Here is an 11,874-nt window from a genome sequence, read left to right as displayed (position 1 = left end):
GTGCAGCAGGGCGCTGACCAATTTCCGGGCAGGCACACTAAGCGACGAGAGACGTTCAGCTTTTGATTTCGGCCTGATCTGGCACGCTTCATGCAGGAAACAGAACGTTCGGTATCCTACCCAAGGGAGAGAAATGATGACCGCGGTCGCTCAAAAAACGGTGCTCACGGGCTGCCTGGCCCCGATCGACAAAAATGGGCTCGAGCAGCTCATCGCCAACGGCAAGGCCAATCCGAAGGTCATCAAGACCTTGAAGTGCAGGACGGTGGCGGAGGGCAAGTTCCGCCACGCCAACTACATTCGCAATCTCGCGCCCTACATCGTCGACGAGCCGCCGGGCCTGCTCGGCGACGACACCGCGCCGAATCCTTCCGAAGCCTCGCTCGCTGCGCTCGGCTCGTGCCTTGCGGTCGGCCTGCACGCCAACGCCGTTCATCGCGGCTGGATCGTCAACAAGCTCGAACTCGAGCTGGAGGGCGACCTCAATATCACGGCGGTGTGGGGCACCGGCGACGTCAGCGAAAAGCCGGTCGGCTTCACCGATGTGCGCGTCAAGGTCGACATGGAATGCGAGGGCATTCCGAAGAGCGAGATCGATGCGCTGGTCGCCCACGTCAAGAGATGGTCGCCGGTCGCCAACACCTTTACGCGGCCCGTCAATCTCGAAGTCAGCGCATAAGCAGTCGCAACAGGCACTGGGGTGCGGAGGTTCTCATGGGTTCAGTGGCGGTATCGCGGCTCGCAGTTGCCGAAGATCTCCCCGCGGCATCGATCGTGGATCAGGTCGCGGCGATTGCGCGTAGAGAACTCGCACCCCAGGCCGCGGCCATCGACGAGGGCACCGTCTATCCGGATGCCTTGCTGCGGCGGCTCGGGCACGTCGGCGCGTGGGGCAGTCACCAGCCTGCGGATGGCATGGCGGACCTGCGCTGCGCCATTCAATCGATCGCGGTGCTCGGCGAGGTCTGCGGCGCCACCGCCTTCATGGCGTGGTGCCAGAACACGCTGGTCTGGTACGCCTCGAATTCGAACAATCCAAAACTCGTTGCCAAATTCGCCGGCAACTTTGCCAGCGGCGAGATGCTCGGCGGCACTGGGCTGTCCAATCCGATGAAGAGCTTCTTCGGTATCGAGAAACTCAAACTCAGGGGACGCAAGGTCGAGGGTGGTTACGTCGTGCGCGGCGCGCTGCCCTGGGTGTCGAACCTCGGTCCCGATCACTTCTTCGGCACCATCTTCGAGCGCGAGGACGAGGGCGGCGGCATCGTCATGTTCCTTGCCGATTGCTCCGATCCCGCGATCACGCTGCAGCCATGCAAACCATTTCTCGCGATGGACGGCACCGGCACCTATGCCGTGCAGTTTCGGGACGTCTTCGTGCCGGATGGGCTGATCCTCGCCGAACCGGCGGGACCGTTCGTGAAGAAAATCCGCGCCGGTTTCATCCTGCTGCAGGCCGGCATGGCGCTCGGCCTGATCAAGGATTGCATCCAGATCATGGACGAGGTCGACGCGCCCTTGAGCCATATCAACCGTTATTTGCCGCAACAGCCTACTCAATTCCATGAACTCCATGCCGAGTTCGAGAAGGAGACGATGGCACTGGCGCGCGACCCCTACAATTCCGACGATAGCTACTGGCGCCGCGTCATCGCGCTGCGGCTCCGGCTCGGCGACGCCAGCGTCGCGGCTGCGCATGCGGCGATGCTTCATTGCGGCGCGCGCGGTTATTTGAAGAGCCACCGCGCCCAGCGCAGGCTTCGCGAAGCCTATTTCGTCGCCATCGTCACGCCCGCCACCAAGCAGTTGCGCAAGATGCTGGCCGGCGACGAGCACTGATTTCCGATCGACCACAACCCGCAACCACGAACAGGAGAGGCCTGCCATGACGGACGTTCTGATTACTGCCGGCGAACTCGCGGAATTCCTCAAGCAAGAGCCGTGTGTCGTCATCGACACCCGCAATCCGGAAGGCTACGGCGCGGGGCATCTCCCGAACGCCATCAACGTCCATGAAATCTTCACCTATCTCGCGACCTCGACGCCGGAAGGTATTCACGAGCTCAAGACGAAATTCGCCGATGCGTTTGGCGCCGCAGGCTTGTCGGGCAAGGAGACCGCGGTCATCTACGAGCAGTCGATGAATTCCGGCTTCGGGCAGTCCTGCCGCGGCTACTATCTGCTGACCATGCTCGGCTATCCCAAGGTCAAGGTGCTGCATGGCGGCTTCGATGCCTGGATGGCGGCTAGCCTGCCGGTGACCACGGAGGTGCCGTCGCCGGTGAAGGCGTCGTTCGCGGTTCTGCCTGAAGCGGGCGACATCCTGATCGATGCCAAGACCATGCTGGCGGCCGTCGGCAAGCCGGGCATTGCGCTGCTCGATGTGCGCGACATCGACGAATGGATCGGCGAAAGCTCTTCTCCGTATGGGAAGGATTTCTGCCCGCGCAAGGGACGCATCCCCGGCGCCGTCTGGCTCGAATGGTACCGCATGATGAAGCCGACCGCGGAAGGGCCGCGCTTCAAGTCCAAGAACGAAATCCTGGCGGAATGCGCCACCGTCGGCATCACGCAGAATACGCCGGTCTATCTCTATTGCTTCAAGGGGGCGCGCGCCTCGAACACGTTCCTCGCCTTGAAGAACGCCGGCGTGAAGGATGTGCGAATGTATTTCGGCTCCTGGAACGAATGGTCGCGCGATCCCTCGCTGCCGATCGAGGAGGGGCTGCCGATGGAGGCCAAGCTCACTATCAAGGCGGCGTAACGGCGTGTCCGAGGGGAGCGGTCTGATTCCATGGAATCGGACTGCAACCACGCGGCCTCGACATCGATGTGGTGGAACCGCGCCACCGCGTCGCTCTGGCGTTCCCGACCTCCAGTGCGTATAATCACGGCGCACTGGTGGTCGCGCGAATGTCTAATTTCACACGCAGCTTAGGTCTTACACTCGCTTTCGCGATGCTCTGTCTCGGCGGGCGGACGGCCCACGCTCAGGCATCTCCCATGAATTATTGGATTCCGGGCTGGCCGATGGGTTTCAGCGGGGATGCGGGCGAGAGCCCGAACGCATACGGCAATTTTCCGAGCTTCGACTTCCGCGACGTCGGAAACGGCTCGTCCTATGCGCGGTACAATTTTTCGAACGGCTTTTTTGTCGGCAGCCAGCGCAGCAGCCTGGGCCTCAGCGGTCTCAGCCAGAGTGCGTTCGGCGGTTTCGGCTCGCTCTATAGCGAAGGCGTGCAGTTCGGCTACAGCCTCAAGAACAGCGGCTTGCCCGTCACCTTCTATGCCGGGTTCGACACGCTGAAATACAATACCGGCATCGGCGGCCCGTTCGCGCCGTTCGACTCCAAGTCGGGTACGTTGCCGATCTCCAGCGTGAATGCCGGCGTCGAATTCCAGGCGACGTCGAATCTCAGCCTGTCGCTCGGCGTCGGCTACGTCCAGCAGTCGGGCCGCCTCGACAGCGAATTCAATTCGCTGCCCGGCGCTTCGCCGTTCGCCGTCGGCGGCCGCCGCTACTAGGGCGTGCACTCATAAACGTCGGCTTCCCACTGCAAAGCAGAAGTCACCCGGTCTGACCGTGATCGGCGGCTTGTGGCCCCCAAGCGGACATGCGCCCTGAGGGCAGCGGCTAGACCAGGTCACGCGGGGAAGAGCAAAAAGAAACCGCAACTCCTGGTCGCCCTCCGCCAAACAGGGCGTCAGAACAACGCACTGCGTGCCAGGGCCCTTTCGCGCCATCAATCGTTGCGCTAATTATCCAAAACGCGCTGGGGCCAAGTTTGCAGGTGTTCGAATGCAGATGTCGCGCGCGAGCTTCTTGCTAGCGATTCTTGTCTTGATCGCGACGTATTTGTTTGGAGCGTACAGCGCTCGCCATCAATTATTTCCCTTCCCGTTACTTCAAGCGCTGAAAACTCGCTCGGGCTCGACGGCTCCCGACGACCTCTACACATTTGATCGAGTGGGGCGGCTCGCATCGGGCGATCAGAAGAAAGCTGTCGCCTGCCCGCAGCGGACGGACCGTACGGCCGTGCTGCTGCTGATCGGGCAGTCCAACGCCGGAAATCACGGGGGGCAGCGGTTCCGCTCGGAACACGGAGAGAAGATTGTCAACTTCTTCGATGGGCGATGCTATGTCGCCGCATCGCCCCTGCTGGGATCTGACGGTATCGGCGGGGAATATTGGACCCTGCTCGGCAACCTTCTGCTGGATCGCGGATCGTTCGACCAGGTCATACTGGCTCCCGTGTCCATAAGCGGCTCCGAGGTCTCCCGTTGGGCGCCGGGCGGCGATCTGAACGGAACCATGACCGACACCGCGAGCCAGCTGCAGCAGCGAGGTTATGTTGTGACGCACGTCCTCTGGGTCCAAGGTGAGATCGACTACGTGAAGGGAACGAACGAGAAGGACTACCGCGATCGCTTCGTGTCGCTGGTCAGCTCGTTGAGGTCTCGTGGCGTCGCGGCGCCGGTATACGTTGCCATCGCGACCAAATGTTTGGGAGCACTCAACGCAGGAACGCGCTTCCACTCTGCCGATAACGCGGTGGCGCGCGCTCAACTGGCGCTTCCCGATCCCGGTGCCAATCTGAGAAGCGGAGTTAACTCAGACGCCTTGCTTGGCGATCTGGATCGGTACGACGATTGCCATTTCGGATCATCGGGAGAGCAAAAGGCCGCGAGAGCCTGGGCAGACCTGCTCTCAACCGTCCCCTGAGCCGGGGGAAGAAACTGTGATCGGTGAGGCGATGAGCGGCGCCACGGCTCTATGAGAGCCCGCAACTCTGATGTTTGGTGCGAGATGCTGGAAAGCGAGCCGATTGCAGTGCTAACAAAGAATGAGCGGACCTGATTCAGATGCGATCTAACGTTCGTTGATGGCCCAAACATGCACCAATGTTGGCTTGATAACCGTCTCCGAGAGTAAAGCGGATCTGACTTGATTATGAGTACATGCCCTAGCTTAGCCAGCCGAGCCACGCCAATTCGCAATCCCCAGCGCCTTGATGCGCGAGGCCAGCGTGGTCGGCTTGATGTCGAGCAGCTTCGCGGCGCCGCCGGGGCCGAACACCTTGCCAGAGCAGGCCTGAAGGGCGGCGAGAATGTTGGCGCGCTCGTGCGCGCGCATTTCCGCTGACGTCATGACCGCGGGGTGGCTATCTGCTTTCACACGCGCCGCGGCTGGGGAGGACGACACGCCCGGTACATCGGGCAGATCAATGCGCAAGCGGCCGTTCTGCGCCAGGATCGCCGCGCGCTCGATCACGTTCTGCAGTTCGCGGACGTTGCCGGGCCAGTCGTAGCGTGAAAGCCGGCGCGCGTCGCCTTCCGATAGTCGCAGCTCGGATTTCAGCGCCTTGCTCTCGCGCGTCAAAAAATGCTGAGCCAGGAGCGGGATGTCCTCACGCCGCTCGCGCAGCGGTACCGATTCCACCGGGAATACGTTGAGGCGGAAATAGAGGTCCTCGCGAAACCGGCCGCGTTGCACTTCCTGCTTGAGATCGCGGTTGGTGGCGGCGATCACGCGCACGTCGACCGCGCGGGTGCGCTCCTCGCCGACGCGCTCGAAATTGCCCTCTTGCAGTACCCGTAGCAGCTTGCCCTGCAGCTCCAGCGGGATTTCGCCGACCTCGTCGAGAAACAGCGTGCCGCCGTCGGCGAGCTCGAACCGTCCGATGCGGTCGCGCATCGCGCCGGTGAAGGCGCCTCTGATATGGCCGAAGAATTCGCTCTCGAACAGTTCGCGCGGGATCGCCGCGCAGTTGACGCGGATCAGCGGCCGGTCGCGGCGGCTGCTCGCTTCATGAATGGCGCGCGCGATCAATTCCTTGCCGGTGCCGGATTCGCCCGTGATCATCACGGCGGCGGTGGTCGGCGCCACCAGCTTGACCTGGCGCAGCGTCTTCTGGATCGCTTCGCTCTGGCCGATGATGCCGCGCGGGTTGGTCTCGATGCGGATTTCTTCCTGAAGGTAAGCGTTTTCCAGCTCCAGCCGCTCGCGCAGGCGATCGACCTCGGCAAGCGCCGCGTGCAGCTTCTCATCGGCCTCGCGGCGCTGGCTGACGTCACGAAACACGATGACGGCGCCGACCACCACGCCGCGGTCGCGGATCGGCGTCGAGGTATATTCGACCCAGACCGGCGTGCCGTCCTTGCGCCAGAACACCTCGCCATCGACCTGGTGCACGGCGCCGTCGCGAAACGCCGCGTAGATCGGGCAATCATGATCGGGATAGTGACGCCCGTCATGATGGGTGTGATGGACGATCGGGTGGATTGCCTTGCCGACCAATTCTTCCGCAGCCCAGCCCAGCATGCGCTCGGCGGCCGGATTGACGAAGGTGGTCTTGCCCTCGGCGTTGACGCCGTAAATGCCTTCGCCGGCGGCGCGCAGGATCAACTGGTTTTCGCGCTCGATATCCTGGAACACCCGTTCGACCCGCTGCCAGGTCGCGATTCCGCCGCGCATGTGGTCTTCGGCCGCCGCATCGACATAGCGTCGGCGCCGCGCGTCGAGATCGCTCATGGTGAGCAGCACCAGCGAGCGGCCTTCGCCCGGCACGAGTGAGCCGGCATATTCGAGGCGCAGGCTTTGCCCCGTCGCGTGGCGCGGGGTGAGCGCGTTGGTCCAGTACGCTCCCTTGTCGAGCACGGCCTGGGTGAACACGATCAGAACAGGCAATTGTCCGGCATGCAGTGTGCTGGCCTTGGTCTGGCGCAGCAAGGCGCGGTCATAGCCGAGCAGGGTGCAGGCCGCCGGATTGGCGTCGAGGATCTGGTCGGCATGGGGATCGAGCAGCAGCGCGGGCTCGATCGCGAACTCGAATGCGGCGGTGCGCAGTTCGACATCCTGCGGGGCGGTTGAGCCGAGGGCCAGATCCATCCAGTCGGTGCTCCGAAATCTCGTAATTCAATTACGATATTTCGTGTATCACGAATTTTCGTAGCCGCCAACGTCAGCAGAATCGCTGTGATCTCAGAGCTATCGCCGCAGAACGGGGCTGGCATGTGCCTTGCTTAATAAGGGGGCAAACGTCGCGCAGGAGGGCTGATGTCTACCTTCGACAATCCATTCGATCCCAACCGCCGGCTTCATGCCGGTGGCTGTAGCTGCGGCCAGCATGTCAGCGAGGCAGAGCACCAGGCCGCCCAACTGCAGGTCCAGTCCGCCATCGAGAGCGAGCAGAAGCGCTACGAAGGCGTGGTCGCCTCCGCCGTGATGCGCGCGATGTTTCCGCAGGACGTCGCGCGACGCGCGTTTTTGAAATCGGTGGGCGCGGCAACCGCAGCGGCGGCATTATCGCAATTCTTCCCGCTCAAGACGGCGACGGAAGCATTCGCGCAAGGCGGGCCGCTGGAAAAGAAGGATCTCAAGGTCGGCTTCATCCCGATCACCTGCGCTACGCCGATCATCATGGCGGCGCCGATGGGGTTCTATGCCAAGAACGGCCTCAACGTCGAAGTGATCAAGACCGCCGGCTGGGCCGTCATTCGCGACAAGACCATCAACAAGGAATACGACGCCGCCCACATGCTGTCGCCGATGCCGCTCGCCATCACCATGGGCGCCGGCTCCAATCCGATTCCTACACCATGCCGGCCGTGGAAAACATCAACGGCCAGGCGATCACGCTGTCGATCAAGCACAAGGACAAGCGCAATCCGAAGGACTGGAAGGGTTTCAAGTTCGCGGTGCCTTTCGACTATTCGATGCACAATTACCTGCTGCGCTACTATCTCGCCGAGCATGGCATCGACCCCGATACCGACGTGCAGATCCGCGCGGTGCCGCCGCCGGAAATGGTCGCCAATCTGCGCGCCGACAATATCGACGGCTTCCTCGGGCCCGATCCGATGAACCAGCGCGCGGTGTTCGACGGCGCCGGCTTCATCCACATCCTCACCAAGGATATCTGGGAAGGCCACCCGTGCTGCGCCTTCGCCGCGTCGAAGGAATTCGTCACCACGATGCCGAATACCTATGGCGCGCTGCTCAAATCGATCATTGAAGCCACCGCGTACGCGCACAAGTCGGAGAACCGCAAGGAGATTGCGGCGGCAATCGCGCCGGCGAACTATCTCAACCAGCCGCCGATCGTGCTGGAGCAGATTTTGACCGGCACCTTCGCCGACGGGCTCGGCAACATCGTCCAGCAGCCGAACCGCGTCGATTTCGATCCGTTCCCGTGGCAGTCGTTTGCGGTCTGGATCATGACCCAGATGAAGCGCTGGGGGCAGATCAAGGGCGACATCGACTATGCCGGCATCGCCGCGCAGGTCTATCTCGCCACCGACGCCGCCAAGCTGATGAAGGAAGCAGGACTGACGCCGCCGGCCGCCACCACCAAGAGTTTTTCGGTGATGGGCAAGACGTTCGATCCTGCGAAGCCCGAAGATTATCTCGCCAGCTTCAAGATCAGGAAGGCGTCGTGAGGGCAGGGGCGCAACTACATTTGCCGCTGTCGTCCCGGCGAACGCCGGGACCCATACCCCGCAGCGTTAGTAACGAAGGAAGGCCTCTAACATCGTGCCTGAAAGAGCCGACACGGCGTATGGGTCCCGGCGTTCGCCGGGACGACGTGCTGAGGGACTATCGCCAATGACCTTCTCCCTTCGCTTCCGTGCCGCCGTCGTTTCGATCGTGCTGTTCGCGACGTTCCTCGGCATCTGGCATCTCGCCACGCGGCCGACGGCTGCGACTACCAACATGTCGCCGGAATACGCCAAGCTGATGGGGCTGACGGCCACCCAAGGCAAATCGGCGATGCCGGGTCCATCAGATGTCGGCGCGAAATTGTGGGAGCATCTCAGGCAACCGTTCTACGATAACGGACCGAACGACAAGGGGCTCGGTATCCAGCTCGGCTATTCCATAGCGCGGGTCGGCCTCGGCTATCTGCTCGCGGTGATCGTCGCCATTCCGCTCGGATTTTTGATCGGGATGTCGCCCTTGATCAGTAGGGCGATCGACCCGTTCATCCAAATCCTTAAGCCGATTTCGCCGCTGGCCTGGATGCCGCTTGCACTCTACACCATCAAGGATTCCTCGATCTCGGCGATCTTCGTGATCTTCATCTGCTCAGTGTGGCCAATGTTGCTCAACACCGCGTTCGGCGTCGCCGCGGTGCGCAAGGAATGGATCAACGTCGCGCGCACGCTGGAAGTCGGCACCGTCAGGCGCGCCTTCACGGTGATCCTGCCGGCAGCGGCGCCGACGATTCTGACGGGCATGCGGATTTCGATCGGCATCGCCTGGCTCGTGATCGTGGCGGCCGAGATGCTGGTGGGCGGCACCGGCATTGGCTACTTCGTCTGGAACGAGTGGAACAATCTCTCGATCACCAACGTCATCATCGCCATCCTCATGATCGGCATCGTCGGCATGTTGCTCGACCAGATCCTGGCGCGGTTTACGCGCATGGTCACGTTTCCGGAGTGATGGCGATGACCGACAAATTCATTTCCATCGAGGGTATCGCGCGGCGTTATCCGGGCGCGGGCGGCGGCGAGACCACGATTTTCGAGGATCTCTGGCTGTCGATGAAGCGCGGCGAATTCGGCTGCGTGATCGGCCATTCCGGCTGCGGCAAGACCACGGTGTTGAATATCCTGGCGGGGCTCGACCAGCCGAGCGAGGGCGCCGTCATCGTCGACGGGCAGGCCATTGAAGGCACGAGCCTCGATCGCGCCGTGATCTTCCAGAGCCATGCGCTGCTGCCATGGCGTACGGTGCTCGGCAACGTCGCCTATGCCGTGACTTCGAAGTGGCGCAACTGGGATCGCGCCAAGGTGAAGGCGCATGCGCAGACGTTCATCGATCTGGTCGGGCTGACCGGCGCCGAGCACAAGCGGCCGTCGGAACTGTCCGGCGGCATGAAGCAGCGCGTCGGCATTGCGCGGGCGCTCTCGATCACGCCGAAGATCATGCTGATGGACGAGCCGTTCTCGGCGCTGGACGCGCTGACGCGCGGTACGCTGCAGGACGAGGTGCGGCGCATTTGCCTCGAGACCGGGCAGACGGCGTTCATGATTACCCATGATGTCGATGAGGCGATCTATCTCGCCGACAAGATTTTTCTGATGACCAACGGCCCCGGCGCCGTGTTGGCCGAGATCGTGGAAAATCCGCTGCCGAAGGATCGCGGCCGCATCGATCTGCACCGCCATCCGCTCTATTACGCGGTGCGCAATCACATCATCGATTTCCTGGTCAGCCGCAGCAAGACGTTTGCCGCCACCGTGACCGATCATGATCCGCGCAACGTGCCGGTCGTGCGGCCGGGCAAGCCGGAACTGGTGCTGGCTGCGGAGGCTGAGGATTCGATTGAGGCGTCATGGCCGAGCGTGGCCCGGCCATCCACGTCTGCCTAGGCAATGCGAAACAAGACGTGGATGCCTGGGACAAGCCCGGGCATGACGAGTACACAAGGAGATAGGGCATGAAGCGCGAAGACCTCACCGAAAAGCTGCTCGACATCAAGCGCGAGAAGGGCTGGAGCTGGAAACACATCTGCGAAAAGATCGGCGGCTATTCGGAAGTGCTGATCGTCGGCGCCATCATGGGCCAGATGAAACTGACGAAGCCGCAAGCCGCCAATGCCGCCGAATTGTTCGGGCTGTCGAAAGCGGAAACGGCGATGCTCAACGAGGTGCCGATGCGCGGCACCGGCACGCCGATGCCGCCGACCGATCCCTTGATCTACCGCTTTTACGAAATGGTGATGGTCAACGGCCCGGCGTGGAAGGCGCTGATCGAAGAGGAATTCGGCGACGGCATCATGTCGGCGATCGATTTCGACATGGCATTGGAGCGCGTCGCCAATCCCAAGGGCGACCGGGTCAAGATCACGATGTCCGGCAAATTCCTGCCGTATAAATATTACGGCGCGAGCGGGAATGTGCCGGAGTATGGATTTAAGGAGGAGTGACTGTCCATCCGCCGTCATTGCAAGGAGCGAAGCGACGAAGCAATCCATCTTTCCCCGTGCTGAGGAATGGATTGCTTCGCTGCGCTCGCAATGACGGGGAGAGACCTATCACCCGAACGCAGCCCTCACTTCCCCAATCGGCGCCATCTCTCGCACAAACGTGAACGCGCCACGCTCCTTCATCTCACGCGCGCACTTCAAGAACGCCGCAAGCGCGTAGCGTTCCATCGCGCCGCCGACGCTGATGCGCTTGACGCCGGCCTCGGCGAGTTGCGGAACGGTCAACGTCGGATCGGCAAATCCCATCACCAGATTGAACGGCTTGCTGATCGAGGACACCACAGTGCGAATGGTGCCGATGTCGTAGAGCCCAGGTGAATATAGGACGTCGGCGCCAACGGCCTCGAACGCCTGTAGCCGCTTGATCGTATCGTCGAGATCCTTGCGGCCGTACAGGAAATTCTCGGCACGCGCGGTCAGCGTGAACGGGAAGGGGAGTGCGCGCGCCGCCTCGACCGCGGCCTGCACGCGCTCGACCGCGAGCGAAAAGTCGTAGATCGGGTTCTGCGGATCGCCGGTCAGATCCTCGATCGAGCCGCCGACGGCGCCGGCTTCGGCCGCGCGCGCGATCGCCTTCGCCGCGGTCTTCGGATCGTCCGCGCCGCAGTTTTCAAGGTCGGCGTTGACGGGAAGGTCGGTGGCTTCCGCAATCGCTCGGCAATTCTCGAGGATGGCGTCGAGGCTGACCGTGACGCTGCCGAGTGTGTTGGCAAGGCCGAGACTCGTGGTCGCGAGCGCCTCAAAGCCCATCGCTGCGAGCAGCTTTGCGGTGCCAGCGTCCCAGGGATTGGGAATGATGAAGGCGCCCGGGCGCGCATGCAGCGCGCGAAACGCTTCGGCTTTTTCCGTCTGACTTCGCATCGGCAATCTCCGCTTCGTT

General features: G+C 62.4%; 10 protein-coding genes and 1 pseudogene. 9 read left to right on the top strand and 2 right to left on the bottom strand.

Annotated elements, in window-relative coordinates:
- The first annotated feature begins 136 nt into the window (after positions 1–136).
- From ACFXS9_RS18770 to ACFXS9_RS18750, 5 genes are all read left to right on the top strand, one after another.
- Positions 137–679 carry an OsmC family protein gene (locus tag ACFXS9_RS18770; RefSeq protein ID WP_392690994.1) on the top strand — a complete coding sequence of 181 codons (543 nt, stop codon included), beginning with the start codon at positions 137–139 and terminating at the stop codon, positions 677–679.
- 35 nt (positions 680–714) lie between these two features.
- Positions 715–1,839 carry an acyl-CoA dehydrogenase family protein gene (locus tag ACFXS9_RS18765; RefSeq protein ID WP_392690991.1) on the top strand — a complete coding sequence of 375 codons (1,125 nt, stop codon included), beginning with the start codon at positions 715–717 and terminating at the stop codon, positions 1,837–1,839.
- Between the two features lie 46 nt (positions 1,840–1,885).
- Positions 1,886–2,764, top strand: a complete 879-nt coding sequence (locus tag ACFXS9_RS18760; RefSeq protein WP_392690988.1) for a sulfurtransferase — start codon at positions 1,886–1,888, stop codon at positions 2,762–2,764.
- 239 nt (positions 2,765–3,003) lie between these two features.
- Positions 3,004–3,525, top strand: coding sequence for a hypothetical protein (locus ACFXS9_RS18755; RefSeq protein WP_392690985.1), 522 nt, complete (start codon positions 3,004–3,006; stop codon positions 3,523–3,525).
- A gap of 274 nt (positions 3,526–3,799) precedes the next feature.
- The gene (locus ACFXS9_RS18750) at positions 3,800–4,723 is read left to right on the top strand and encodes a sialate O-acetylesterase (RefSeq protein WP_392690983.1); all 924 of its coding nucleotides are present in this window, start codon (positions 3,800–3,802) and stop codon (positions 4,721–4,723) included.
- Positions 4,724–4,969: 246 nt separating this feature from the next.
- On the opposite strand, the gene ACFXS9_RS18745 is transcribed toward ACFXS9_RS18750, so the two are convergent.
- The gene (locus ACFXS9_RS18745) at positions 4,970–6,889 is read right to left on the bottom strand and encodes a sigma 54-interacting transcriptional regulator (RefSeq protein ID WP_392690980.1); all 1,920 of its coding nucleotides are present in this window, start codon (positions 6,887–6,889) and stop codon (positions 4,970–4,972) included.
- A gap of 168 nt (positions 6,890–7,057) precedes the next feature.
- Between ACFXS9_RS18745 and ACFXS9_RS18740 the strand changes: the two are divergent.
- The 4 genes and pseudogenes from ACFXS9_RS18740 (at position 7,058) to cynS (ending at position 10,934) form a co-directional block, all read left to right on the top strand.
- A pseudogene (locus ACFXS9_RS18740) lies at positions 7,058–8,439 on the top strand (CmpA/NrtA family ABC transporter substrate-binding protein).
- A gap of 166 nt (positions 8,440–8,605) precedes the next feature.
- Positions 8,606–9,445 (top strand): nitrate ABC transporter permease, encoded by an 840-nt coding sequence (gene ntrB, locus ACFXS9_RS18735; protein ID WP_392690978.1) that lies wholly within the window; start codon positions 8,606–8,608, stop codon positions 9,443–9,445.
- Positions 9,446–9,450: 5 nt separating this feature from the next.
- On the top strand, positions 9,451–10,377 hold the full coding sequence (locus tag ACFXS9_RS18730; RefSeq protein WP_392690975.1) for an ABC transporter ATP-binding protein: 927 nt from the start codon (positions 9,451–9,453) through the stop codon (positions 10,375–10,377).
- Positions 10,378–10,445: 68 nt separating this feature from the next.
- Positions 10,446–10,934 (top strand): cyanase, encoded by a 489-nt coding sequence (gene cynS / locus ACFXS9_RS18725; protein ID WP_392690973.1) that lies wholly within the window; start codon positions 10,446–10,448, stop codon positions 10,932–10,934.
- 108 nt (positions 10,935–11,042) lie between these two features.
- Here cynS and ACFXS9_RS18720 read toward each other — a convergent pair whose 3' ends face one another.
- Positions 11,043–11,855: an oxaloacetate decarboxylase gene (locus ACFXS9_RS18720; RefSeq protein WP_392690970.1), complete on the bottom strand. Its 813-nt coding sequence runs from the start codon at positions 11,853–11,855 to the stop codon at positions 11,043–11,045.
- Positions 11,856–11,874: the final 19 nt, after the last annotated feature.

The organism is Bradyrhizobium sp. RDI18 (genome assembly GCF_043203335.1).
GTDB lineage: Bacteria > Pseudomonadota > Alphaproteobacteria > Rhizobiales > Xanthobacteraceae > Bradyrhizobium > Bradyrhizobium retamae.
This window is presented reverse-complemented; position numbering and strand designations above follow the sequence as displayed.

Bases quoted from the DNA above. Each gene is read 5' to 3' on its own strand.
- ACFXS9_RS18730 (WP_392690975.1), top strand. From the start codon at position 9,451: ATGACCGACAAATTCATTTCCATCGAGGGTATCGCGCGGCGTTATCCG.
- ACFXS9_RS18765 (WP_392690991.1), top strand. From the start codon at position 715: ATGGGTTCAGTGGCGGTATCGCGGCTCGCAGTTGCCGAAGATCTCCCC.
- cynS (WP_392690973.1), top strand. From the start codon at position 10,446: ATGAAGCGCGAAGACCTCACCGAAAAGCTGCTCGACATCAAGCGCGAG.
- ntrB (WP_392690978.1), top strand. From the start codon at position 8,606: ATGACCTTCTCCCTTCGCTTCCGTGCCGCCGTCGTTTCGATCGTGCTG.
- ACFXS9_RS18720 (WP_392690970.1), bottom strand. From the start codon at position 11,855: ATGCGAAGTCAGACGGAAAAAGCCGAAGCGTTTCGCGCGCTGCATGCG.
- ACFXS9_RS18750 (WP_392690983.1), top strand. From the start codon at position 3,800: ATGCAGATGTCGCGCGCGAGCTTCTTGCTAGCGATTCTTGTCTTGATC.
- ACFXS9_RS18760 (WP_392690988.1), top strand. From the start codon at position 1,886: ATGACGGACGTTCTGATTACTGCCGGCGAACTCGCGGAATTCCTCAAG.
- ACFXS9_RS18755 (WP_392690985.1), top strand. From the start codon at position 3,004: ATGAATTATTGGATTCCGGGCTGGCCGATGGGTTTCAGCGGGGATGCG.
- ACFXS9_RS18745 (WP_392690980.1), bottom strand. From the start codon at position 6,889: ATGGATCTGGCCCTCGGCTCAACCGCCCCGCAGGATGTCGAACTGCGC.
- ACFXS9_RS18770 (WP_392690994.1), top strand. From the start codon at position 137: ATGACCGCGGTCGCTCAAAAAACGGTGCTCACGGGCTGCCTGGCCCCG.